Annotated in this window: 21 protein-coding genes and 2 tRNA genes; 4 read left to right on the top strand and 19 right to left on the bottom strand. The window is 60.5% G+C overall.

What is annotated here, in order from left to right:
- Positions 1–413: 413 nt before the first annotated feature.
- The 4 genes from PSEWESI4_RS21125 to PSEWESI4_RS21110 form a co-directional block, all read right to left on the bottom strand.
- On the bottom strand, positions 414–2,420 hold the full coding sequence (locus PSEWESI4_RS21125) for a ParB/RepB/Spo0J family partition protein (RefSeq protein WP_187673198.1): 2,007 nt from the start codon (positions 2,418–2,420) through the stop codon (positions 414–416).
- A 40-nt stretch (positions 2,421–2,460) separates the two neighbouring features.
- On the bottom strand, positions 2,461–3,288 hold the full coding sequence (locus PSEWESI4_RS21120) for a DUF932 domain-containing protein (RefSeq protein WP_187673197.1): 828 nt from the start codon (positions 3,286–3,288) through the stop codon (positions 2,461–2,463).
- Positions 3,289–3,820: 532 nt separating this feature from the next.
- Positions 3,821–4,327: a RadC family protein gene (radC, locus tag PSEWESI4_RS21115; RefSeq protein ID WP_187673196.1), complete on the bottom strand. Its 507-nt coding sequence runs from the start codon at positions 4,325–4,327 to the stop codon at positions 3,821–3,823.
- Between the two features lie 475 nt (positions 4,328–4,802).
- On the bottom strand, positions 4,803–5,117 hold the full coding sequence (locus tag PSEWESI4_RS21110; protein WP_187673195.1) for a hypothetical protein: 315 nt from the start codon (positions 5,115–5,117) through the stop codon (positions 4,803–4,805).
- Between the two features lie 367 nt (positions 5,118–5,484).
- Here PSEWESI4_RS21110 and PSEWESI4_RS21105 point away from each other — a divergent pair, with 367 nt between their 5' ends.
- Positions 5,485–6,306 (top strand): hypothetical protein, encoded by an 822-nt coding sequence (locus PSEWESI4_RS21105; protein ID WP_187673194.1) that lies wholly within the window; start codon positions 5,485–5,487, stop codon positions 6,304–6,306.
- Between the two features lie 409 nt (positions 6,307–6,715).
- Here the strand turns inward: PSEWESI4_RS21105 and PSEWESI4_RS21100 are convergent, their stop codons facing one another.
- From PSEWESI4_RS21100 to PSEWESI4_RS21080, 5 genes are all read right to left on the bottom strand, one after another.
- Complete coding sequence (locus PSEWESI4_RS21100; protein WP_187673193.1) at positions 6,716–7,792, bottom strand: hypothetical protein; 1,077 nt, start codon at positions 7,790–7,792, stop codon at positions 6,716–6,718.
- A 102-nt stretch (positions 7,793–7,894) separates the two neighbouring features.
- On the bottom strand, positions 7,895–8,560 hold the full coding sequence (locus PSEWESI4_RS21095; protein WP_187673192.1) for a hypothetical protein: 666 nt from the start codon (positions 8,558–8,560) through the stop codon (positions 7,895–7,897).
- A 361-nt stretch (positions 8,561–8,921) separates the two neighbouring features.
- Positions 8,922–9,851: a nucleotidyl transferase AbiEii/AbiGii toxin family protein gene (locus PSEWESI4_RS21090; protein ID WP_187673191.1), complete on the bottom strand. Its 930-nt coding sequence runs from the start codon at positions 9,849–9,851 to the stop codon at positions 8,922–8,924.
- Positions 9,835–10,656, bottom strand: coding sequence for a type IV toxin-antitoxin system AbiEi family antitoxin domain-containing protein (locus PSEWESI4_RS21085; RefSeq protein ID WP_187673190.1), 822 nt, complete (start codon positions 10,654–10,656; stop codon positions 9,835–9,837). Before PSEWESI4_RS21085 ends, PSEWESI4_RS21090 begins: the two co-directional genes overlap by 17 nt.
- Positions 10,657–10,791: 135 nt before the next feature.
- Positions 10,792–12,087 (bottom strand): hypothetical protein, encoded by a 1,296-nt coding sequence (locus PSEWESI4_RS21080; protein ID WP_235978979.1) that lies wholly within the window; start codon positions 12,085–12,087, stop codon positions 10,792–10,794.
- 153 nt (positions 12,088–12,240) lie between these two features.
- Here PSEWESI4_RS21080 and PSEWESI4_RS25230 point away from each other — a divergent pair, with 153 nt between their 5' ends.
- Entirely contained in the window at positions 12,241–12,651 is a 411-nt protein-coding gene (locus PSEWESI4_RS25230; RefSeq protein WP_235978978.1) for a hypothetical protein, read from the top strand.
- Complete coding sequence (locus PSEWESI4_RS21075; RefSeq protein ID WP_235978990.1) at positions 12,537–13,721, top strand: tyrosine-type recombinase/integrase; 1,185 nt, start codon at positions 12,537–12,539, stop codon at positions 13,719–13,721. The genes PSEWESI4_RS25230 and PSEWESI4_RS21075 overlap by 115 nt, the downstream gene beginning before the upstream one ends.
- Positions 13,722–13,792: 71 nt before the next feature.
- Here the strand turns inward: PSEWESI4_RS21075 and PSEWESI4_RS21070 are convergent.
- The 10 genes from PSEWESI4_RS21070 to PSEWESI4_RS21025 form a co-directional block, all read right to left on the bottom strand.
- A tRNA-Pro gene (locus PSEWESI4_RS21070) sits at positions 13,793–13,869 on the bottom strand.
- A gap of 89 nt (positions 13,870–13,958) precedes the next feature.
- Entirely contained in the window at positions 13,959–14,315 is a 357-nt protein-coding gene (locus tag PSEWESI4_RS21065; RefSeq protein WP_187673188.1) for a MerR family transcriptional regulator, read from the bottom strand.
- The gene (ihfA, locus tag PSEWESI4_RS21060) at positions 14,296–14,598 is read right to left on the bottom strand and encodes an integration host factor subunit alpha (protein WP_003243414.1); all 303 of its coding nucleotides are present in this window, start codon (positions 14,596–14,598) and stop codon (positions 14,296–14,298) included. Before ihfA ends, PSEWESI4_RS21065 begins: the two co-directional genes overlap by 20 nt.
- A gap of 3 nt (positions 14,599–14,601) precedes the next feature.
- Positions 14,602–16,980 carry a phenylalanine--tRNA ligase subunit beta gene (gene pheT, locus PSEWESI4_RS21055; protein WP_187673187.1) on the bottom strand — a complete coding sequence of 793 codons (2,379 nt, stop codon included), beginning with the start codon at positions 16,978–16,980 and terminating at the stop codon, positions 14,602–14,604.
- 38 nt (positions 16,981–17,018) lie between these two features.
- On the bottom strand, positions 17,019–18,035 hold the full coding sequence (gene pheS, locus PSEWESI4_RS21050; RefSeq protein WP_187673186.1) for a phenylalanine--tRNA ligase subunit alpha: 1,017 nt from the start codon (positions 18,033–18,035) through the stop codon (positions 17,019–17,021).
- Positions 18,036–18,130: 95 nt separating this feature from the next.
- The gene (gene rplT / locus PSEWESI4_RS21045) at positions 18,131–18,487 is read right to left on the bottom strand and encodes a 50S ribosomal protein L20 (RefSeq protein ID WP_187673185.1); all 357 of its coding nucleotides are present in this window, start codon (positions 18,485–18,487) and stop codon (positions 18,131–18,133) included.
- 23 nt (positions 18,488–18,510) lie between these two features.
- The gene (gene rpmI, locus PSEWESI4_RS21040; protein ID WP_187673184.1) at positions 18,511–18,705 is read right to left on the bottom strand and encodes a 50S ribosomal protein L35; all 195 of its coding nucleotides are present in this window, start codon (positions 18,703–18,705) and stop codon (positions 18,511–18,513) included.
- Between the two features lie 60 nt (positions 18,706–18,765).
- Positions 18,766–19,317: a translation initiation factor IF-3 gene (gene infC / locus PSEWESI4_RS21035; protein WP_187673462.1), complete on the bottom strand. Its 552-nt coding sequence runs from the start codon at positions 19,315–19,317 to the stop codon at positions 18,766–18,768.
- A complete protein-coding gene (gene thrS / locus PSEWESI4_RS21030) occupies positions 19,317–21,239 on the bottom strand; it encodes a threonine--tRNA ligase (protein ID WP_187673183.1) in 1,923 nt (640 codons plus the stop codon). Before thrS ends, infC begins: the two co-directional genes overlap by 1 nt.
- A gap of 229 nt (positions 21,240–21,468) precedes the next feature.
- Positions 21,469–21,545: transfer RNA gene (locus PSEWESI4_RS21025), tRNA-Val, on the bottom strand.
- Positions 21,546–21,727: 182 nt separating this feature from the next.
- Between PSEWESI4_RS21025 and PSEWESI4_RS21020 the strand changes: the two genes are divergently transcribed.
- The gene (locus PSEWESI4_RS21020) at positions 21,728–23,011 is read left to right on the top strand and encodes an NAD(P)/FAD-dependent oxidoreductase (RefSeq protein ID WP_187673182.1); all 1,284 of its coding nucleotides are present in this window, start codon (positions 21,728–21,730) and stop codon (positions 23,009–23,011) included.
- Positions 23,012–23,256 lie beyond the last annotated feature (245 nt).

The following is a 23,256-nucleotide window of genomic DNA, read 5'->3' as shown; positions in this document are numbered from 1 at the left end:
GGGCGCAGCCCGAAAGCCCGGCGGCGCATTGCGCCGACACGCGCAGGCTCTAAGAGCTCTAGGCTCCATGGGCACCCGAGGACACGACCACCAGGTCAACTACATCGAGTTCAACGTCGGCGACATTGTCCGCGGCAAAGCTATCCGGCCGGGCAGCCCGCCGATCATCCTGTACGCCGACGACCTGGCCCTATGGCCGGCAGCTGAATAGCGGTTCGTGCCCGCACGAACCCGCCTGTTGTTCGCACACGTTCACGTGTGCGCCGCCCGCCACGCCGCCGCCCGACGCAGGAAGGGCGGCGGCGTGCGGATTCTGCTTGGCGCGGCGACACCGGGCAGGACCATCGCCATGCCCGTGCGTTTGGCGGACAGCACAAAGCCCCGGCGCGTTGCGCCGGGGATTTGTGGCAGCCTCATGCCACCAGCGTCTCCGCCGTCTCGGCGTCCTCCGCAACCTCAGGCAGCGCGTCGCCTTCGGCCACGAACACGGCGGGCATCCAGCCGGTGCCGTCCGCCAGACGCTCGGCCTCGCTGGCAATGTCGGCCTTCTTGAGCGTCGACAGCCGGGTGACGTGCTCCGGGGCGAACTGCCGCACGGCCTCGAGGATCACCGCCTTGGAGATGTGGTTGAAGTAGCCTTCGGCGGTCGGCCGCCACCATGCCGCCATGTCCAACCCAACCGCCCGCGCCAGTTCCGCGCCGGGCTGATACCGGACTGCGCGCGGCGTCACCACATCCACGCTGGCGGCCACACACACCGCCAGCAGTTGCACCAGCTCCTCCTGGGGCATCGCCAGCAGCGCAGAGAACAGTTCGCCACCGTCCTGCGGCAGGCGCTCGCGCCATGCCCGCTGCAACTCATGCTGGGCAATGACGGCGGGCGACTCCGGCCAGTCCGGGGCCAGGTCTCCCAGCCGGTCTTTCACGGTCAGGCGCACGCCCAGGGGCTGGGCGTGACCGTAGTGGTGTTCCTGTAGAACGGCCTGCACCATGCCATGCACCAGCGCAGCCAGCGCGACCTGCGGGTGCCGCGCCACCTCGATCCGCAGCGCCGCCGTGCGATGCGCGCTCAAGCGCTGGGCCAGCCGGTCGGACAGGTTCGCCGCCTTCGGCGGCTCCACGTCCTCGCTTTCGGGGTCGTCCTCCACTCCTTCCCCACCGGCAAAGCTCCGGCGCAGGCGTTCCAGCGTGCGCAAGGCCTTGGCCTCGGCCTCGCGCAGCAAGCCGCGATGGATGACGGCATCCCCCTGCCGGTCCACGGTGACGATGGCACCGGCCACCGCGCGCACGTCCGGGGCATAGTCCAGCAGGCCCATCTGCGCGGCGTACAGTGCGCCCGCCAGTTGCTCGCGGAGTGCTTGCAGCGCTTCCGCCTTTTCCCCCTCCTCGGCCCCGTAGGCGTCTTGGAGCGCGGCGTCGGTCTTCTCCAAGCGCTCGCGCAGCGAGGCGATGCGGCGCGCCTCCTTGCCGGCCGGCTCCCGCCGCTGGCGCGGGGCGTTGTGGAACACCTGCAAGTCGGCATAGCTCACCTGCGGCGCGCTCTCGACCCAGGCCCAACCCTCGGTGCGCACGCCCTCGGCCAGCGCGTCCAGCTTCTCGCGCACCAGCCTCTCCAACAGCGCGGCGTCGATCAGGTACACACCCGCGTCATCCTCCGCGAACAGATCGCGGCGGATGCCGCCGCCCGCCGCCGTATAGGCGTCCAGCCCGACGAAACGCGCCAGCGGGTGCGTCGCATCGATTTCGCGCTCGGTCAGGCACTCCCGTAGCGCGGATGCGCCGCGCTGCCAATGCGGCGCGTCGTAGAACGCGGCCTCTTGCGCGGCATGGTCATCGGTGATCGCCAGCGCCATCAGTTGCTCCAGCGTCACGCTCCCGGCCCGGTAGTCGGCCAGCAGGCGCGGCGAGAGGTTGCCGAGTCTCAGGCGGCGTTGCACCACCAGGGGCGAGACGCCGAAATCGGCGGCAATGTCCTCCACCGGGCGTCCTTCCTTGACCAGCGCGGCGAACGCCTCGAACTGGTCGGCGGGGTGCATCTGCTCGCGCATCAGGTTCTCCGCGAGGCTGACGGTGCGGGCGCTGCCATCGGCCACCAGCAGGCACGGCACCTCGTAGTCGGCGGGGATGCGGCGCTTCTTCGCCAGCAGCTTCAAGGCGGTCAAGCGGCGGTCGCCGGCCACCACCTCGTAATGCTTGCCATCGGGGGCAGGAATCACGATCAGGTTTTGCAGCAGGCCGAGGCGCTCGATACTGGCCGCAAGCTCCGGGATGGACAAGCGCGGCGTCTTGCGCGCGTTGCGCTTGGAACGGCGCGGCAGCATCTGTGAAAGCGGAATCAGCATCAGGTGCCTGGTCGGGTCGGCGACTTCCAGCGCGGCGGCGGTGGTGTCTTGGCTGTCGGTATGGATAGTGGCGTTCATGCTGGTCACTCCTATCGAATGCAATGAGGGGGGCTTGGGGTCAGGCTTTCAACTGGCGCATGCCGTCCGCCAGCAGCCACAGGGCGCGATTCAGGCGGATGCCGTTGTCGATGCCCTGCACCGGGCGGGTGCTCTGGCGGCGTCCGTTGGCGGCGCGGGCGCGTAGGCCGCCCTTGATGAGGTTTTCCTGGGTGCGGTTGAACACACTCCACAGGTCGGCGTGGCAATCGTCGATATGGCGCGGCATCAGGATCTGGCTTTCCGTGATGGGCGCGGGCTTGTCGGGGTCGTCGTACTTGAGGGCCAGCGCGGCGCGGGCGAAGACTTCCGCCTCGCCGCTGTCCAGCGTGATGGCCCGCATGGCATCACGGGACTCCTGCGCCCGGTCGAAGCCGTGCAGCACCTCGTAGGCGCCTTCGATCACCTGCGCCGCCACGTCGCCCTTGTGCGGCACGCGCACGTCCGCCACGGTGTCGCCACAGACTAGGCCGTTCTCACAGACGAAGCGGAACATGCCCGCCAGCATCTGGTAGCTGCTGGTGCCGTCGTGCGAGTTCAGCAGAATGATTTCGTTGGCCTCGCGACCATTGATCTGGCTGGCGTGGCGCAGCCGAACCATGTGCTTGGTGTAGTCGCGCCGGTCGTCGGCCCGCACGCGGGTCTGGCACACCATGAAGGGCTGGAACCCCTCGCCGCGCAGTTCCTGCAGCACGATGGCGGTGGGTATGTAGCTGTAGCGCTGCGAGCGGCTTTCGTGCGGAGCCTCCGCGAAGATCGACGGCACCACGGCGCGGATTTGCTCATCCGACAGGGGTTGGTCCGAGCGCAGCACCGGCGAACGGGAAGCGAAGCGGGAAGCAAGTTGCATGGTCGTTCTCCTGACAAAAAGGTTTGCTGTTGAAACCGCACACCGGATTCCTAGATTCGGAGCCCGCCTTTCGGCTTTCCGGTGGGGTCGGCGCGGAGACCTGGGCCGGCCTCGTTGCCACCGTCTTTCCTGAGTTCATCGCCCGCGACGAAAGGGAGTCCGTGGACGGGGGCGGTCAAGGACACGAGCGCCGGGTGGGTGCGGCCCGCAGCGCAGCGAGGACACGGCCCGGCGCGCCTTGACGGCACACGGCCGCGGGCTACAGTCGCGGACAAGGTGATGAGCGAGGGAAGACGACGGTGGTTGGCAACGGCCGCGGATGGCGCCGCCCCCACGCAAGCGAAGCGCGCAGCGCCGCAGGCGCGAAGGCCGATCAGGTGCAACCTGTTCGGCGGCTGTCAGGGGCGCCAAGCAACGCGCGGCGGGGATCGGCTGCAAGCCGTTCCCCTGGAGCGCAAGCGCAGCGCGCAGGCCCGCAGGGCCGGAGAGTTCGACACAGGGCGCGGCAAAAAGGGGGCCGAGGCCCCCGCGCTCACAGCAGGCCCCGTTCGGCGAAGGACACCGTGCCCTGGCCGCCGACGACGATGTGATCCAGTACGCGCACGTCCACCAGCGCCAGCGCCTCCTTGAGCCGCTGGGTCAGCAGCTTGTCGGCCTGGCTCGGCTCGGGATTCCCGCTCGGGTGGTTGTGCGAAAAGATCACCGCCGCCGCGTTGAGCCGCAGCGCCTCCTTGACCACCTCGCGCGGATACACCGAGGCACTGTCGATGGTGCCGCGAAACATCTCAACGTATTCGATCAGGCGATGCTGCGTATCGAGGAACAGCGCCGCGAAGACTTCGTGCTCGAAGCCGGCCAGCTTGGTGCGCAGGTAGTCCTTGACCCGCTCCGGCGACGTGAACAGCGCACCACGCGGGATCTTCCGGTCGATGACCTGGCGGGCCGCTTCCAGGATCTGGTCGGCGGTGGCCAGCATGTAGCGCCCCTGGTCGTCACGCACCAGCAGCGAGGAATCGATAGCGAGAGAGAGTTGCGACATGACCGTGCTCCGGTTGCTCGGGCGGAATTGCCCGGAACCGGCCCAGCACGGCGCAGCGCAAGCCGTCACAGGGTCGAAGACGGCCACGGCCGCCAGCGTGCAAGGCGCGCGCAGCCCTTGACGGCGAGAACGCCGTGATACGGTGAAGGGAACAGCAAGACCGCCCCACTCCCCCCACCCCAAACACGGATAGGCAAGCGGAGCGCGCAGGCCCTCAAGGGCCGGAGGCGCCAGGGATCAAAGCCGGATGGCCGCGATTCGGCACGAAGCGCGGGGCGCAGCCCGCGAGCCCGACGGCGGTACGCCGGGGCGCTCTAGTAGTTGCAACATGCGAGCTCGCAGCTTTAAGCCAAGCAGAGCGAATGGGCAAAAGCTGATCGGTGAAAGATGAGTGCTTAAGCTACCCCCACTGACGTTGATCCCACCATTCCAAGGGAAATGCCGGAAAGGCCTGAGATGCTGCGCCAGCAGGAACTCAGGAGGTCGAACGCCCCCCGTCATTGAAAAAATCATCCCGGGCAACGCGTCCGAAATCGCTGAGCTCCTGGTCCTCATCGCTGAACATGAAGTTCACCATGCGCTCTCGTCTGAGGCCGGAAATGGCCCTGAAAAAGCAGGGCTCGCACAGATGGACCTCATAGCGCTCACCATCGTGGGCCGAGCCATGACCCCAACTGGCGCTAAGAGTGCCGAATTGCAATCCATCCCCTTCAACGCGCGTGCTGTCGCCACAAACGTCGCACAGAACATCGCTGACCGATTCAGTCTGTTCCATAGCAGTGATCTTCATTGGCAACCTCCACCTGAGTCCATGTACGCCATCGTTTATCCGGCACACAATACTCCATCAGGCGCTTTGCTCTGTGGGGGGTACTACCGCGAACACGGCCCTTCTTTGCTTCGGACCAGCGGCAGAACGCAGCAGCGGTGTTCACACAGTCTGGGCCAGAAGCAGATGTTGACAACGAGCCTCTTTAGACAGTGAACTTAATCCCAAGCTGTTTACGGTTCAGGCCGGGACTGGCCTGCACTGCGATGGCTTTGCTGAGCGAAAGGGATATCAAAACCTGGATATTGGCTGAAAACCCATAAAAACTCACCCAACAATCACCCCTTAAACTTCAATTAAAGGGTTTAGCGACGTGAAGACTATTTGCTTGCTCGATAGAAATGTCGTTTCCGATATACGTATGTTTTTTGACACAGGTACTTCACCCAACCTTGCCTTGGCCAGGGATCAGGATAAGCCATATAACATAATAAGCACCTTATCCTCTGTTTTAGAAGGGGGACAGGGTAATGTGCAAAGTCTTTTAGACTTTCACGAGACGACCGAGCAAGAAGCCAAACTGATAAGCTTGTTCTATAGAAAGGCTAGCGTCGACAGTGAGTTCATGCTGAAAAATACATTAGAAGCATATAGCTCTCTATATCAAGACATCCGGAACAGAGTCGCCTTGTTCTCCCCTATAATCGAGATGGCGCAACAAAAATTTGACTTACACAACACTCCATCAAAAAGCAGGGCATTGATTCTGGAGCAAGAAATATTAGGCCTTGCAAGATCAAGAAAAATCCCAATAAGGGGAGTCCCCGGAATTGGCGTAATTTCTGCCATTTATGGAAACCCTCACAGCAGGAAAATACTAAAACCTAACAACCTAATATCTTCAGACGAAGAAAAAAGCTGTGCAGCATATAATTCAATCTATGATTTTGAGATAGTTAAGAGAGTTTTGATGCTTAGGGCGACCTCACTCGCCAATAGCGGCTTAAGAGTTAAGCTTGTAACTAGGGACAAGGGTCTGAAAGGATTTCTTGAGTGCATGGAGTCAAGCAAGCCTAAAAAAATGATCAAAGACCTCGCCGAAGACGTATCAGTTGAATTCGAGATCGAGATTACCGAAGACCTATTTCCAACCCTTAGAAGAAACGAAGACCGACTACAACTTAAAGAAAGGATGAATTCTTGGCCCTAAATTCCCAAACACGACAGCTGACTGGAAAGCGCCTAGAAAATACAAGGCTACTCAAGTAAAGATCCACGTTCTTAGAACGTGGACTTGCCCTTGGCCCCCCTAGAAGGGGGGAAATTGCCGGCCCTCGGAGAAGGCTGGCTAACCGTTCCCCAGACGCAGACCGAGCCCCTAGCCAATCCCCGGATTTCATCCGGGCTACCGAATCCTGCAACGCCGTGCCCATTCACAAAGGCTCCTCACTCACCTTTCAGGCACCAGCACGTTTCAAGCCTCCCACTGCCCACCTTCATCGCCAGCCTATGACATCGCTAGTCGTAACAGGCCGAACCGGTTACTCATGACCACGTCCTAAGGACGTGGTTTTCTACGTTCAAATAAATAAATCCGGGCAAAACACCCACAGCAAGACCTAGCCATCAAGCACATTCGCAAAGTCCACCAAAAACTTATCCCTAAGCTTATCCCGCGTACCTGAAATGACGTCTAACTCATTATAGAGATCACTATAAACTCTAAATTTACTATACGCTTTGGTCTCAATTCTATATTCAAGGAAAGCCTTAATGAAGGCTGACACCCCTAAAGAAATACTTGGATCAACTATAGCTTTAACCATATCTGCCGACGAGACTTTTCTTCTCAAGAGAACAGGCTTCTGAAAGTCGCCTTTTAGAAGAGTATCCCACAAAGTATTCCACTCATCGACAACCAATTTTTTATTCCTAAGCGTAGATGCACTCTGAAATTCGCGACAAAAACTAACACTCTGTTGCCTAAGTGCACCGTAGTCTCTTCGAAACTGAACCAAAGTCTCAATTGCATACTCTCTAGAAGGTGCCTGGTCAATAAGCAAGGCCAAAAATGGCGGTACATTCTTGATATAATCAGAGAAAATATTTCCCTCAACCATAGAGATCGACCTAATAGTACCCTGAAAGTGCGAATTCAGTTCATCAAGCTTTTTCACATGGAAAGGAACCACCTTCGTTACAGAAGTATCAATCCCTTGAAGAGACAATGGGAGGATGACTGTGCTATCTGTCAACTCTGCAATTTCACTAACAAGAGATATCTGCCAAAGCCTTAAAAGGGTAAATGAGATAGCTCCCTCCCTTATAGATTCATAGTCTGCCTTACTCGCGTAACCCAAATGCTGGGAAAACCACTTGAATTCATCCTTCTGCAAATCCGAAAAATTGGAATAATCTAATGAAAAATCGACAGTCAAACCCTGCGCGAGGCTATCCGAGTTAACCAAGGAATCCGAGGTAACAAACTCGAATACATCCTCACTTGGATCCAGCGCCCTAATCACTCCCTCGCCCTTATAGCGCTCGGGCAAAACCACCTGATCGTATAAAATATAGGCATCTAGAAAACCAGAAACACGTGACACTCCTTCCGAAGAGCAAACAAAACTCTCACGCCCCGGCATAAACCAGTACAAAAACTCATCAACAGACCAAAATGGAACTGTGGTCTTCATACTAGAACTCACCTTCTACTTTACTCAAGTCAGGACAAACCACACATCAACACTCATACCCCGCGAATGCAAGTGAGATACGGGCCTTATAGATAAAAGCTATCACACTCCGTGTTCGTACCTATTGAGCAAAATATTGTCCACCTGTCGAAGGCTAAGTTCTCTACCCAGTTCCTCTTCGAATATACCTCTCACCTCAAGATAAAAGCTGACGTATAGCCTGTAGTCCTTAGATGTCCCGACAACTGTCGGCGCGAACACCAACGACTCTTCATCTGCAACCCAGCTTAAGGCTGTTCTAGCTCTCGAATCCATTATTGGAAATAGCGTTGGGTAATGGAAATGCAGATATTTTGATGCGAAACTGCTCGAATCCCCCCCCGTGACGATGCTAATAGAGTCGCAAAGCCAAGAATGTACCTTGACGACAGCACCACTCGAGTATGGAGTAAGTCGCTCCCCTACAGGCAGTAGCCCTGCTTCAATCTCTACATCGGACTCGCAAATTGAACTGGCCAGTCGCTCATAAAAATCCGCTGTAGAATTTTTGTACTCGTGGCTCTCCACGCCTCTTCGCTCAACAGAGACGGCTAGAGATCGCCCAATGATCAGTGCCTTTGAGGCCACCTGTGCCCGATCAGAGTGACTGGGATTGTCCTTCACAAAGGCATAGAGCGCCTTGTTTGCTGGGATAAATATCCCACACCCATCACCAGTTCCGATGAATTCTTCTGTTAGGTACGGGCGCTTGGGCTTTTGAATCAACATAGGCTCCTCCTGGTTACTCAAACGTAATGCCAAAAATACGGAACAATTATGACTCTGCCGTCTGCGAGTAGTCTCAACATTTGACCAAGATGCCAGCCTTCTCCCAATGACCGGCGATAGCTCTTCGTACCAGTCGGTGCCATGCAATACTACCCTCCCGCGCGGACCAGTACAGAAGGTACTGCTACCGATGCCATCCACGATCTGCTGCGGACGTGCATTCCATGAAGTTGCCCCCTCCCCAATCGTCCATTCTTAGCCGGTTTCTGCCGGCTCCCATCAGTTACTGAAGACCGGTTGCTGCCGATCAGGTATAACTGTAGGAGACCACCCTCGCCATAAAGGCAAACGCGGAACCAACCTATCGTATCCGCGCCAAGGTCTCGAGCAACTGGCGAAGATCCTCCTCCCGCTTGCGCTTGGAGCGAGAGGCCAGGTTCTGCAGCTTGCGCCTGACACCCGGCAGTTTTGCTGCATGGGGTAAACCAATCAGTCGGAAGTCGGGAGACTCACGCTCAACCGATTCAAGAAAGGCCCGGGAAGGCGCATCAAGCCAGCCAGCAATACGAGACAGCAATCGCGCACGGTTCTCCAACAACTCGCCAACGCTCGTCGGCTCCGCAGTCATCCCATCGAAATGGGCGCTGAAGGTTTCCTCGAAGCCTTGAGGCTCACCCGGTTCCAACATCTCCCAGGCTGGCTTGGGACTGCAGGTCAGGTAGACCAAGAAGGTCCGCCACAGGCGCTCGTCGGCCCTCTCGTCCGCCAGCATCGCCCCCAGGTCGAACAGGTCCCGCGGATGCTGCCGGGAGAGCGCCGCCGCCATCTTGCCGGCATAGAGATCTGCGAAATCCAGCACCTGTGCAGAGGCGAAACCGAATACCTCCTCCACCCGGGAACTCACCTGCATCCGCCGAACCGGATGCACGGTGCCACGCATGACCGGGGTTGTCTCGATCTGCACGCGGGCCCGTCCACGACTGGCAATCAACCGGGTTACCGCCCGGGCGCCCTCCGCCGCCGAGGTCTGTACCTGCAGGCGGAGTGGCGCTCCCCTCAGGGACTCGGCAAGCCGTCCAAGGGCCGCCTCGATCTGCTGTACGTCGTGGGCATAGTCCTGCACCGGCAGCCAGGTCAGGTCGATGTCGACAGACAATCGTGGCAGGTCATGCTCGAAGAGGTTAATGGCCGTTCCGCCCTTGAGCGCGAAACCAGGCTCCCGGGCCAGTAGTGGCAGGATTTCCACCAGCAACTTTACCCGGTCCGTGTAGCGTCTATCCCAGTTGTTCATCCAGATCCGCCGGCAAGGTGATGTGGTAAGTCGGATGCAGGCGGCCGCCGGGCACCAGGGAGCGTTTGCCCCGCCCGAGGTCGACACCCTCCAGGGAAACATGGGGCAGCCAAGCGTGGCCATGGCGCTCCGCCAGCGCCAGGAACAGGCGCTTGGCCTTGATGCTGAAGCAATGCCGCAGCAGCGTTTCTACCCGCCTGGGACGCAGGTTGGCCATACCCTGCATGAGGGCGTCCGCCTCGTAGACCAGGGCGGCATCCGCTGGAGCATCACACAGCTCCAGCATCGCCCGCTCCGGTGTGGCGAACACCAATCCATCCGCCTCGCTGTCGTGGGAAAGGCGCTCAAGCCCCCTCTCGCGCAGTGCGTCGTCCGTCGCCTCTGTGGAGAAACACAGCACTGGGAAATCGAAAGGCCCCTTGCCGCACCCGACGACGCGCTCCTTGAGCGGCAGACTGCCCACCCATCCGGGGGGGCGCTCCGGGCCATAGAGCGTCACGGTCGCCGAAGTCCCCAGGCGCAGATAGTGTTCATGACCACGCCACGCCAGCGCAAAACGGCCCCCCACATGCAATGGCAGCCCTTCGCCAACCTGCAAGGCCCGCAACACGCCCTGCCATGACAGGCGCCCCCCTTTACGGAGGTAGACGCCACGGGCTGGCGACTCCAGCCAGCCGCTGGCTACATAGCGGGCGACCAGGTTGCTGGCATAGCCATGCTCACGCAGCCAACGGCTGGTAACCAGCGTCGAATCGCCAAGGCTCGCCAGAAGCCGGTTTATCTTTCCAGGGTTCTGATCACTCATAGTGACTAAACTATAGATAAGATAAACCGCATGCAAACACTATTCAGTTTATGGAATACAAAAATCAGTCACCTTGAGTGACTAAAACCAGAGCCACGAGAAACGTTCCCACATGGCGCCCGGGACTCGCCTGGTTCACCGCTCTTCCGGTCCCCGCCATTTCATCAACATGTCGAGCGCGTCCACCTCTCCGACAAGCTCCCTTGCCATGGCCAGTCGCCCCAGCAGCGCGCCTTTCTCCTCTCTCGTGCGCGACAAGGCTTCGTCCTCCGCCTCGCGGAAGAACGCCTGTATCCGCCGGATGTCATACCAGGCACGGATGGCCTCGAGCAGGTCTTGCCTGGCGGCGGCCCTGGCCTTCTCTTGCCGCTCCCGCTCCCAACGCTCCTCCAGTCGGCGTCGCTCTTCCTGCCATTCCAGCCTCCGGATCTCGGCCTGACGCTCCCCCTCCTCGACCAGGCTGGCGATCGTGGTGGCCGCATTTGTCAGGTACTCGACTATCTCACCCACCTGCCCACGGAGCGCTCGCGCCTTGGCCTCCGGCCAGCGGTACACCCAATCGGCCACCGGATAGGGGCTGAACGCCTGCAGGCAGAGTCGACCACTGGCGAACGGCATCTGCGTGGTCCAACTCCAGCTGGGGAGCGGACGGCGTCGCTCGGCAGCCGGCAACCTGGCAAGAGGGATGTATTCCCCGTCGACGTACCGCGCCTCCAGCTGCTCGGTCATCTCGAAAAGGGTCAGGCCGATGGAGACGGAGCCCACGAAGACGACCGTCGCCCTGGACGGATGCCAGAGGCTCGGATAGCGCTTGTTGGCCGTCTTCCCGGGCGTCTCCCTTTCATCGACAGAGGCACGCGAATAGGTACGATCGCTCGGCGCCAGCATGACCCGGTATCCGGCGGCCTCCAACCGGAGGAAAAGAGCATTGGCCGTATCCAGCGCGTCGTCGAGCATTGACTCCGATACCACCACGTCCACCAGGCGTCGCTGCGAGGGCTTCAGGTAGCCACTGTCGATCACCTTTCCCTTGGTAAAGAGATCGCGTACACCGCTGACCAGGGGATGGCGCGCCGAGCGCGAAATGCGTGGTCGCGGATGGCCAACCTGGCGTTCCGGCGGCTTGGGAAGCGGGTATCTCACGGGTCCTGGGGCATCGCCCCGCCGCCATATCAGACGATCTCCCGGACGCGCATCGGGCAAGGGCGCCTGAGGGCTTGGCTTGCCATGCTCGAGCTTGGCCCAGTGACCCCGCGGCGGGCGCGGGACGTTCATGCTGTCGCAGACCCTCGCCATGAAGCTCGACGAAACCCTGTAGCGCTCGGCCACCCTGAGCATCGGGTTACGCCATACCTCGTCGTAGAGCGCCTCCCGGGACACCTGGCCGGGAGGATCACCGCGATCCGTAGCCTCCGGCGGAACTGACTTCACCAACCATCCTCCTGTCGCTCAATTCCCATATGGCATCGGCACCTGCCTTCCCGATGAACCTACGCCCGGACACGCAGCAACCCGCCACAGCGGGTTGCCCCTGCGCCAGGCCTCCGTCGAGCATGACAGCGTCATGCCAGGAGCGCAGATGCCATGCCAGACGCCAGCCAGCAACCCCAGTCCAAGCGCCTCTCCTGCCCGCCGCGCGTTATCCGTGCCGGGGCAGCCCCCGCGTATCTCGGGATGTGCCGGGACGAATTCAACAGGACCGTGCGCCCCCATGTCCGCGAATTCCGCATAGGCCGGCAAGGCATCGGCTTTGATCGCGAAGAACTGGACGCCTGGGCGGACGACTATATCGAACGAACGGTTATTGAAAAGAACGGTGCCGGGGGACAAGATCGATCCCGCAGCGAGCGCCAAGGAGAAAAACCATGGCGCGAAAAACCATCACAGGCCTCTACCAGAGAAATGGAATCTGGCATGTCGACAAGGTCGTCAGAGGTCAGCGACTTCAAGAAAGCACTGGAACAGGCAACCGGGAGGAAGCAGAGCAGTACCTGATACACCGGCTGGAGAAGCTGCGAGAGGAGAAGGTCTACGGTATTCGCCGGATCAGGAGCTGGCGTGAAGCCGCGACCCGCTACCTGGTGGAGTACAAGGACATGCCGTCGATCGGCCTGGCCGCCATCTACCTCGAGCAGTTGGATCCCTACATCGGCGACCTGCCACTCACGCATGTCGATGACGAATCGCTTGCTCCCTACATCAGGGACAAGCAGAAGCCCGGCAGGACTTCGACGGGCAAGGTGAAACCCGGTGTAGCCCCAAGGACGGTGAACATCGCCCTGGAGAAGGTCATCCGCGTTCTCAACCTGTGCGCCCGGAAATGGCGCGATGAAGAGAAACGACCCTGGTTGGACACGGTGCCGATGATCAGCAAGCTGGACGAGAAGCGATCGAGGCGGACGCCCTACCCGCTTTCGTGGGAAGAACAGTCGCTGCTGTTCTCGGAACTGCCGGACCACCTGCGCCGAATGGCGCTCTACAAGGTCAACTGCGGCTCTCGGGAGCAGGAAGTGGTCAAGCTGAGGTGGGACTGGGAGATCCCGGTACCGGAGCTGGACACCAGCGTGTTCCTGATTCCTTCGGACTTTGGAGGCAGGGACAAGGGATCGGGCGTGAAGAACGGAGAGGAACGACTGGTCGTGCTGAATACGGTGGCCAAGTCGGTCATCGAGGGGCAGCGTGGCCTGGATCCGGTCTGGGTATTCCCGTATGGGATGCCCGACAGGAACGGCAAGGCGACACCGGTTCATCGGATGAACGATTCCGCCTGGAAGAAGGCGCGGGTCAGGGCGGCGAAGAAGTACCAGGAACGCTTCCTGAGACCGGCGCCGAAGGGATTCGCCTCGATCCGCGTGCACGACCTGAAGCACACCTTCGGAAGAAGGCTCCGGGCGGCCGGTGTTACCGAAGAAGACCGGCGGGCCCTGCTGGGCCACAAGAGCGGCAGCATCACCAGTCACTACTCGGCGGCGGAGCTGGGAAAACTGATCGATGAGGCCAACAAGATATCGGCGACGGACTCGCGAGGGCCGGCACTGACGATACTGAGGAGGAAGGCAGGATGAAAAGTCCCGCAAAAGTCCCTGAAACGAAAAAGGCCAGTCGTTACCGAACTGGCCTAAGTCGTTGAGGTATATGGTCGGGACGGAGTGATTCGAACACTCGACCCCTTGCACCCCATGCAAGTGCGCTACCAGGCTGCGCTACGCCCCGACAACTCTATCCGCTTTCGGGGGAAGCCCTGAAAGCGGATCGCACTATATATTAAGCTTATGAAATATGGAAGTTTTTTCTGAGGCACACTATTTGCGCAAGACATGCAGGACATCTTCCAGCTCGACGATCATCTGGCGGATGAGCTGCTTGTACTGGGTGGTGTCGTCCTTGGCCTCATCGCTGGACAGGCGCTGGCGGGCGCCGCCGATGGTGAAGCCCTGGTCATAGAGCAGGGACCTGATCTGGCGGATCATCAGCACGTCCTGGCGCTGGTAGTAGCGTCGGTTGCCGCGACGCTTGACCGGATTGAGCTGGGTGAATTCCTGCTCCCAGTAACGCAGGACGTGGGGCTTGACCGCGCACAGGTCGCTGACTTCACCAATGGTGAAATAGCGTTTGCCAGGGATCGGCGGCAGTTCGTCGTTATGACTTGGTTCCAGCATAAGCTTCGACTCTCGCCTTCAGTTTCTGCCCTGGACGAAAGGTCACCACACGGCGTGCCGTGATCGGGATCTCCTCCCCCGTTTTGGGGTTGCGACCGGGGCGCTGACGTTTGTCGCGCAAATCGAAATTGCCGAAACCAGACAACTTGACCTGTTCGTTGAGCTCAAGCGCCTGACGGATTTCCTCGAAAAACAGTTCGACCAACTCCTTGGCCTCCCGTTTGTTCAGGCCCAGCTCTTCGTACAGACGTTCAGCCATTTCCGCTTTCGTCAGAGCCCCCATACGCTATTTCCTTAACGTGGCATTGAACCTTTCTTCCAGCGAGGCAAGGATGTTTTGAGTTGTACTGCTCACCTCATCGTCATTAAGAGTGCGCGATGGATGTTGCCAGGTCAAGCCGACGGCAAGGCTTTTTCTATGCGGATCAATGCCTTTACCGTGATACACATCAAACAGCCTGAGCTCTGTCAGCCACTCGCCGGCGCTGCTGCGGATCGTTTCCAGTACCGCTTCGGCCGCCACATCGCGATCGACCAGAATGGCTAGGTCCCGACGTACTTCCGGGAAGCGTGACAATTCACTGAACGCTGGCATGCGCCCTTCGGCGATTTCCGCAAGCACCAGTTCGAAGAGAAACACGGGCTGTTCCAGATCGAGCGTCTTTGCCAGTTCGGGATGAATGGCGCCGATGAAGCCTACCAACCGCCCTTCCCGCTCGACCCGCGCGGTCTGGCCCGGATGCAGGGCTGGATGCTCGCCCGGCACGAAGCTGAAGGATTCCGGTGCACCGGCATAGCCCAGCAGGGCTTCGACGTCGGCTTTCAGGTCGTAGAAGTCGACGTTTTCGCGGCCGTGCGCCCAGCCTTCCGGCAAGCGACCACCGCTGATCACACCGGCCAGCATGGCTTCCTGCTTCAGCCCCGGCAGTTGGCCGACGAAGCGCAGGCCGCTCTCGAACAGACGCACACGCGATTGCTGGCGATTCAGATTGTGCTGCAGCGCCTTGACCAGGCCCGGCCACAACGAGGAGCGCATTGCCGCCATGTCGGCGGAGATCGGGTTGGCCAGTTGCAACGGCTCGACGCCCGGCGTGAACAGTGCAAACAGTTTCGGATCGATGAAGCTGTAGGTGATCGCTTCCTGATAGCCTCTGGCCACCAGCAGACGGCGCAGCGCAGGCAACTCGGCACGGGCTTCTGCCCTGGTCTTCGGCGCCAGGCGAGCCTGGGGATAGCGCACCGGCAGACGGTTGTAGCCGTACAGGCGGCCCAGCTCTTCGATCAGGTCGACTTCCAGGCTGATGTCGAAGCGGTGGCTAGGCACGCTGACCTGCCAGAGTCCAGCTCCCTGAGCGTTGACGCCCAGGCCCAGTGCGGACAGCAGGCGCTCGACTTCCGCCGCCTCCATGTCCATGCCCAGCATCTGGCTGATGCGCTCGGCGCGCAGGGTGATCGGCGCCACCTTAGGCAGGTCGGACTCGCTGACCGCTTCGACAATCGGGCCGGCTTCGCCGCCAACGATTTCCAGCAGCAGCGCAGTGGCGCGCTCCATGGCAGTACGCGCCAACTGCGAGTCCACGCCACGCTCGAAACGGTGTGAAGAGTCGGTGTGCAGGCCATAGGAACGGGCCTTGCCGGCGATCGCGATGGTGTCGAAGAAGGCGCTTTCCAGGAACAGGTCGCGAGTCTTGTCGCTCACACCGCTGTGCTCGCCGCCCATCACACCAGCGATGGCCAGGGCGCGCTGGTGGTCGGCGATGACCAGGGTATCGGAGCGCAGGCTGACTTCCTGGCCGTCCAGCAGGACCAGCTTCTCACCCTCCTCCGCCATGCGAACACGGATGCCGCCGCTGATCTCGGCGAGATCGAAGGCGTGCATGGGCTGGCCCAGTTCGAGCATCACGTAGTTGGTGATGTCCACCGCGGCATCGATGCTGCGAATATCCGAACGACGCAGGCGCTCGACCATCCACAACGGCGTCGGCCTGGACAGGTCGACATTACGGATCACCCGGCCGAGGTAGCGCGGGCACGCCTTGGGCGCCAGCACTTCGACCGGACGCACTTCGTCATGACTCGCAGCGACAGGCGCGGTGACAACCGGCGAGACCGGCACGGCATAGATGGCACCGACTTCGCGGGCAAGACCGGCCAGGGACAGGCAGTCGCCACGGTTGGGGGTCAGGCCCAGTTCGATGCTGGCATCGTCCAGCCCCAGGTAAATGCGGATGTCCTCACCCACCGGTGCATCGCCGGCCAGTTCCATCAGGCCGCTATTATCGTCGCTGATCTGTAGCTCGGAGGCCGAGCACAGCATACCGTTGGACTCGACGCCACGCAGCTTGGCCTTCTTGATCTTGAAGTCGCCCGGCAGTTCGGCACCGATCATCGCGAAGGGGATCTTCAGACCGGGGCGCACGTTGGGCGCACCACAGACCACCTGGAAACTCTCGCGGCCGTTGGAAACCTGGCAAACACGCAGCTTGTCCGCATCGGGGTGCTGCTCGGTGCTCAACACCTCGCCCACCACCACGCCGGAAAACACGCCAGCCGCCGGGGTAACGCTGTCGACCTCCAGGCCGACCATGGACAGACGAGCAACCAGCTCGTCGCGGGAAACCTGCGGATTCACCCAGCTCCGCAGCCATTGTTCACTGAATTTCATCCTGCTCTCCTAATCGATTCGGTTACGGTCGTGCGGCTCTAGCGGAATTGCGCCAGGAATCGCAGGTCGTTATCGAAGAACAGGCGCAAGTCGTTGACGCCATAGCGCAACATCGCCAGGCGCTCGACACCCATGCCGAAAGCGAAGCCCGAATACTTCTCCGGATCGATGCCGGACATGCGCAGCACGTTCGGGTGCACCATGCCGCAGCCCATCACTTCGAGCCAACCGGTCTGCTTGCAGACCCGGCAACCCTTGCCACTGCACATCACGCACTGCATGTCGACCTCGGCCGACGGCTCGGTGAACGGGAAGAAGGACGGACGGAAACGCACGCCCAGCGGCTTCTCGAAGAACACCCGCAGGAACTCCTCGATGGTGCCCTTGAGGTCGGCGAAACTGATGCCCTCGTCGACCAGCAGACCCTCGACCTGATGGAACATCGGCGAGTGGGTGATATCGGAGTCGCAGCGATACACGCGACCCGGGCAAACGATACGGATCGGCGGCTGCTGCGATTCCATGGTGCGCACCTGGACCGGCGAGGTATGGGTGCGCAGCAACATGTTCGCGTTGAAGTAGAAAGTGTCGTGCATCGCCCGCGCCGGGTGGTGGCCGGGGATGTTGAGGGCCTCGAAGTTGTGGTAGTCGTCCTCGACTTCCGGTCCTTCGGCGACGCTGTAGCCGATATGCGTGAAGAACTGCTCGACCCGCTCCAGGGTGCGGGTCACCGGATGCAGGCCGCCGGAAACCTGGCCGCGCCCCGGCAGGGTGACGTCGATGCGCTCGGCCACCAGCTTGGCGCTCAGCGCTGCCTGTTCCAGAACCGCCTTGCGGGTATTCAGGGCATCCTGCACACGCTCCTTGGCCACGTTGATCAGCGCGCCAACCTTCGGCCGCTCTTCGGCCGGCAGATCGCCCAGGGTCTTCATCACCTGGGTCAACTCGCCCTTCTTGCCGAGATAGTGGACCCGGATCTGCTCCAGGGCATTGACGTCTTCGGTATGTTGCACGGCCTCAAGCGCTTGCGAGACCAGCGCATCCAGGTTTTCCATGTACGGACTCCAGATACGAAATAGGGGAAGAGCACGAAGGCTCTTCCCCTATTGGTGACGTTCAGCACCGGGCAAGCCCGGTGATTGTCGGGGACTTAAGCCAGGACGGCTTTCGCTTTCTCGACAATCGCAGCAAACGCCGCTTTTTCGTTCACTGCCAGATCGGCCAGAACCTTGCGATCGATCTCGACGGATGCCTTTTTCAGGCCGGCGATCAGACGGCTGTAGGACAGGCCGTTCTGACGAGCACCAGCGTTGATACGGGCGATCCACAGAGCACGGAACTGACGCTTGCGCTGACGACGGTCACGGTAGGCATACTGGCCAGCCTTGATCACCGCTTGCTTGGCAACACGGAACACGCGCGAACGCGCACCGTAGTAGCCTTTGGCGAGCTTCAGAATTTTCTTGTGACGAGCACGGGCGATGACGCCACGCTTAACACGAGCCATGACTTAATCCTCTTAACCAGAAATCAACGCAGACGCAGCGAGCGTTCTACACGACGAACATCAGACGGGCTCAGCAGCGAAGTGCCGCGCAGCTGACGTTTACGCTTGGTGGTCATCTTGGTGAGGATGTGGCTCTTGAAGGCGTGCTTGTGCTTGAGGCCACCAGCAGTCTTCTTGAAGCGCTTCGCAGCGCCACTCTTGGTTTTCATCTTTGGCATGTTTAGTACTCCGCATTCATTAACAACTGATAACCATCAGGCCTGCCAGTGCCCGGGAGGCTATTTACGCTTCTTGGGAGCGATGACCATCATCAGCTGGCGTCCTTCCAGCTTGGGATGCTGTTCGACAGTGCCGTATTCGGCGAGGTCGGCTTCGACCCGCTTCAACAGCTCCATGCCCAGCTCCTGGTGAGCCATCTCACGACCGCGGAATCGCAAGGATACCTTGGCCTTGTCCCCTTCATTAAGGAAACGTACCAGGTTGCGTAGTTTTACCTGGTAATCCCCTTCTTCCGTCCCTGGACGAAACTTGATTTCTTTGATCTGCACCTGCTTCTGATTCTTCTTCGCCGCGGCAGCCTGCTTCTTCTTCTCGAAGAGGTGCTTGCCGTAGTCCATGATCCGGCAAACCGGCGGGACCGCATCGGCGGAGATTTCTACCAAGTCGAGCTTGGCCTCTTCAGCAGCGCGTAGCGCTTCATCGATCGAGACGATGCCAACCTGCTGGCCGTCTGCACCAATCAGTCGCACCTCTCGAGCCGAGATATTCTCGTTAATCGGGGCCTTGGGTGCAGCTCGCTTATCTTGTCTCATTTCACGCTTAATAATGATTACTCCGAATCTTGGCGACCACGCCGGGAAACCGCTTGCTTGAGCTGTTCAGCGAACTGGTCCAAGGGCATGGAGCCCAGATCGACGCCTTCGCGGGTACGCACAGCAACGGATCGTGTCTCAACCTCCCGATCTCCAATAACCAAGAGATAGGGAACCTTGAGCAAAGTATGCTCGCGGATTTTAAAGCCGATCTTTTCGTTTCTCAAGTCGGACTTGGCACGGAACCCGCTTCCGTTAAGGGTTTTCTCGACCTCGAGGGCGAATTCGGCCTGTTTGTCGGTGATATTCATCACCACCGCCTGGGTCGGCGCCAGCCAGGCCGGGAAAGCCCCCTCGTAGTGCTCGATCAGCATGCCGATGAAACGCTCGAAGGAACCGAGGATCGCACGGTGCAGCATCACCGGGTGCTTGCGACTGTTGTCCTCGCCGACATATTCCGCACCGAGACGGACCGGCAGGTTGAAGTCCAACTGCAGTGTACCGCACTGCCAGACCCGCCCCAGGCAGTCCTTCAGGGAGAATTCGATCTTCGGCCCGTAGAAAGCGCCCTCGCCCGGTTGCAGATCATAGGGCAGACCGGCGCTTTCCAGCGCGGCCGCCAACGCCGACTCGGCGCGATCCCACAGGTCGTCGGAACCGACGCGCTTGTCGGGCCGAGTCGACAGCTTGAGCTGGATATCGGTGAAGCCGAAGTCGCTGTAGACATCCTGGGTCAGCTTGATGAACGCGGCGGACTCGGCCTGCATCTGATCTTCGGTACAGAAGATGTGCGCATCGTCCTGGGTGAAGCCACGTACGCGCATGATGCCATGCAGCGCGCCGGACGGCTCGTTGCGGTGGCAGGCGCCGAATTCGGCCAGGCGCAGGGGCAGCTCGCGATAGCTCTTCAGCCCCTGGTTGAAGATCTGCACGTGGCACGGGCAGTTCATCGGCTTGATCGCGTAGTCGCGGCTTTCCGACTCAGTGGTAAACATGTTCTCGGCGTAGTTGGCCCAGTGCCCGGATTTCTCCCACAGGCTGCGGTCCACCACCTGCGGGGTCTTCACCTCCAGGTAGCCGTTCTCGCGCTGCACCTGGCGCATGTACTGCTCGAGCACCTGGTAGAGGGTCCAGCCGTTCGGGTGCCAGAACACCATGCCCGGCGCTTCTTCCTGGGTGTGGAACAGGTCGAGTCGCTTGCCGATCTTGCGGTGATCGCGCTTCTCGGCCTCTTCGATACGCTGGATGTAGGCGGCCAGTTGCTTCTTGTCCGCCCAGGCGGTGCCATAGATGCGCTGCAGTTGCTCGTTCTTCGAGTCGCCGCGCCAGTAGGCACCGGAGATACGGGTCAGCTTGAAGGCCTTGAGGAAGCGCGTGTTCGGCACGTGCGGACCACGGCACATGTCCACGTATTCCTCGTGGTAGTACAGGCCCATGGCCTTCTCGCCCGGCATGTCGTCGATCAGGCGCAACTTGTATTCTTCGCCACGCGACTTGAACACTTCGATGACTTCATCCCGCGGCGTCATCCTCTTGATGACGTCGTAATCCTTGTCGATCAGTTCGCGCATGCGCTGCTCGATCGCCGCCATGTCTTCCGGCGTGAAGGGGCGATCGATGGCGATGTCGTAGTAGAAGCCCTCGTCGATCACCGGACCGATCACCATCTTGGCGCTCGGATAGAGCTGCTTGACGGCATGGCCGACCAGGTGGGCGCAGGAGTGGCGGATGATCTCCAGCCCCTCTTCATCCTTCGGCGTAATGATCTGCAGGGTCGCGTCGCTTTCAATCAGGTCGCAGGCGTCGACCTGCCTGCCGTTGACCTTGCCGGCCAGAGTGGCCTTGGCCAGGCCGGCACCGATGGATTGCGCGACCTCGAGCACGGAGACCGGGCGATCGAACGAACGCTGGCTGCCGTCGGGAAGAGTAATGATGGGCATGGCGCCTCCTCTCCTAGTGGTGACCCCTACCAAAGGTCACATGGGTTGGGATGAGCCAGGAAGCGATCCGGCGGTATGCCTGCCTGACGATGGCAGGACCCTTGCGGGCCAACCGGTCACGGACCAGAGTCACTGGAGGTAAGCAAAGAGCGTGATGCTTCCAGAAAGCCGCGGGCCTGACAAGCAAGCATCAATAAAAAAGGGCCGCTAATGCGACCCTTCTTTAATTTGGTAGGCACAATTGGACTCGAACCAACGACCCCCACCATGTCAAGGTGGTGCTCTAACCAACTGAGCTATGTGCCTTCGTTGGACGCGCATTCTACGGATATGCCTGAGGCTGTCAACAACTTTTCTTCCAACTAACTGAAAAAAAAGATTTTTTGCTGTTCATCCTGGCGTTGAATATTTTGCACGCGGGCTAGCCTGGTCATTTCATCTCAGGTAGCATCGGCTCACCCGTAAAAAATAAAGAACAAAGGTGCAAAATGACGCACACTCCATACCCACATTCCTACTACGCTGCCTCCGCCAATCCCGCCCCCGCCCGACCGGAACTGGTGGGCGAAGCGCACACCGACGTCTGCATCGTCGGCGCCGGCTATACCGGCCTTTCCACCGCGCTGTTCCTGCTCGAGAACGGTTTCAAGGTGACCCTCCTCGAGGCGGCGAAAGTCGGCTTCGGCGCCTCCGGCCGCAATGGCGGGCAGATCGTCAACAGCTACAGCCGCGACATCGACACCATCGAACATAGCGCCAGCCCGAAGAACGCGAAACTGCTCGGCGACATGGCCTTCGAAGGTGGCCGCATCATTCGCGAACGCATCAGCAAGTACGACATCCAGTGCGACCTGAAGAACGGCGGAGTATTCGCCGCCTTCACCAAGAAGCAGATGAAACACCTGGAAGCCCAGAAGAAGCTGTGGGAGCGCTACGGCCACAGCGAACTGGAGCTGATGGACGCCAAGCGCATTCGCGAAGTGGCGGCCACCGACAACTACATCGGCGGCATGCTGGACATGAGCGGCGGGCATATCCACCCGCTCAACCTGGCCCTCGGCGAGGCCGCGGCCATCGAATCCCTGGGCGGCATCATCCACGAACAGTCCCCGGTCATCCGCATCGATCGCGGCGCCACGCCGGTCGTGCACACGGCGCGTGGCCAGGTGAAGGCCAGGTTCGTGGTGGTCGCCGGCAATGCCTATCTCGGCAACCTGCTCCCGGAGCTGGCAGCCAAGTCGATGCCCTGCGGCACCCAGGTGGTCACCACCGAGCCACTTGGCGAGGAACTGGCGCGCAGCCTGCTCCCGCAGGACTACTGCGTCGAGGACTGCAACTACCTGCTCGACTATTACCGGCTGTCCGGCGACAAGCGCCTGATCTACGGCGGTGGCGTGGTATACGGCGCGCGCGACCCAGCCAACATCGAGGCGATCATCCGGCCGAAGATGCTGAAGACTTTCCCTCAGTTGAAGGACGCGAAGATCGAGTTCGCCTGGACCGGCAACTTCCTGCTGACCCTGTCGCGGCTACCGCAGGTTGGTCGCCTGGGCGACAACATCTATTACTCGCAAGGTTGCAGCGGGCATGGCGTGACCTTCACCCACGTCGCCGGCAAGGCTCTCGCCGAAGCGCTGCGTGGCCAGGCGGAACGCTTCGACGCCTTCGCGGACCTGCCGCACTACCCCTTCCCCGGCGGGCGCCTGTTCCGCGTGCCTTTCACCGCCATGGGCGCCTGGTACTACAGCCTGCGCGACAGGCTTGGCGTCTGACGGCCTGCGCAAATTTAGCCACCCGTTTTGCTGTTTTTCTGGGCCCCCGCATTCGCGGGGATGACAAGGGAAACCCCGCGCGCTCCGCCAGCTCTGTCCCCATCTCGTAGGGTGGAAAACCGCGAAGCGTTTTCCACCATCATCGGTGGATGTAAAACATCCACCCTACGTGTCTATTGGGTCCCCGCGTTCGCGGGGATTTAGGGGGGGACCCCCGCCGTTCCCCCCCGCCCGCCATACCCCCC

The sequence above is a fragment of the Zestomonas carbonaria genome (assembly GCF_904061905.1).
Lineage (GTDB): Bacteria > Pseudomonadota > Gammaproteobacteria > Pseudomonadales > Pseudomonadaceae > Aquipseudomonas > Aquipseudomonas carbonaria.
This window is presented reverse-complemented; position numbering and strand designations above follow the sequence as displayed.

What these genes read in the sequence shown, in the direction of transcription:
- pheT (WP_187673187.1), bottom strand. Translation starts at nt 16,980, where the DNA reads ATGAAATTCAGTGAACAATGGCTGCGGAGCTGGGTGAATCCGCAGGTT.
- rpmI (WP_187673184.1), bottom strand. Translation starts at nt 18,705, where the DNA reads ATGCCAAAGATGAAAACCAAGAGTGGCGCTGCGAAGCGCTTCAAGAAG.
- PSEWESI4_RS21120 (WP_187673197.1), bottom strand. Translation starts at nt 3,288, where the DNA reads ATGCAACTTGCTTCCCGCTTCGCTTCCCGTTCGCCGGTGCTGCGCTCG.
- PSEWESI4_RS21085 (WP_187673190.1), bottom strand. Translation starts at nt 10,656, where the DNA reads ATGAGTGATCAGAACCCTGGAAAGATAAACCGGCTTCTGGCGAGCCTT.
- PSEWESI4_RS21095 (WP_187673192.1), bottom strand. Translation starts at nt 8,560, where the DNA reads ATGTTGATTCAAAAGCCCAAGCGCCCGTACCTAACAGAAGAATTCATC.
- thrS (WP_187673183.1), bottom strand. Translation starts at nt 21,239, where the DNA reads ATGCCCATCATTACTCTTCCCGACGGCAGCCAGCGTTCGTTCGATCGC.
- PSEWESI4_RS21110 (WP_187673195.1), bottom strand. Translation starts at nt 5,117, where the DNA reads ATGAAGATCACTGCTATGGAACAGACTGAATCGGTCAGCGATGTTCTG.
- ihfA (WP_003243414.1), bottom strand. Translation starts at nt 14,598, where the DNA reads ATGGGGGCTCTGACGAAAGCGGAAATGGCTGAACGTCTGTACGAAGAG.
- PSEWESI4_RS21020 (WP_187673182.1), top strand. Translation starts at nt 21,728, where the DNA reads ATGACGCACACTCCATACCCACATTCCTACTACGCTGCCTCCGCCAAT.
- PSEWESI4_RS21100 (WP_187673193.1), bottom strand. Translation starts at nt 7,792, where the DNA reads ATGAAGACCACAGTTCCATTTTGGTCTGTTGATGAGTTTTTGTACTGG.
- rplT (WP_187673185.1), bottom strand. Translation starts at nt 18,487, where the DNA reads ATGGCTCGTGTTAAGCGTGGCGTCATCGCCCGTGCTCGTCACAAGAAA.
- radC (WP_187673196.1), bottom strand. Translation starts at nt 4,327, where the DNA reads ATGTCGCAACTCTCTCTCGCTATCGATTCCTCGCTGCTGGTGCGTGAC.
- PSEWESI4_RS21125 (WP_187673198.1), bottom strand. Translation starts at nt 2,420, where the DNA reads ATGAACGCCACTATCCATACCGACAGCCAAGACACCACCGCCGCCGCG.
- PSEWESI4_RS25230 (WP_235978978.1), top strand. Translation starts at nt 12,241, where the DNA reads ATGCCAGACGCCAGCCAGCAACCCCAGTCCAAGCGCCTCTCCTGCCCG.
- PSEWESI4_RS21090 (WP_187673191.1), bottom strand. Translation starts at nt 9,851, where the DNA reads ATGAACAACTGGGATAGACGCTACACGGACCGGGTAAAGTTGCTGGTG.
- pheS (WP_187673186.1), bottom strand. Translation starts at nt 18,035, where the DNA reads ATGGAAAACCTGGATGCGCTGGTCTCGCAAGCGCTTGAGGCCGTGCAA.
- PSEWESI4_RS21065 (WP_187673188.1), bottom strand. Translation starts at nt 14,315, where the DNA reads ATGCTGGAACCAAGTCATAACGACGAACTGCCGCCGATCCCTGGCAAA.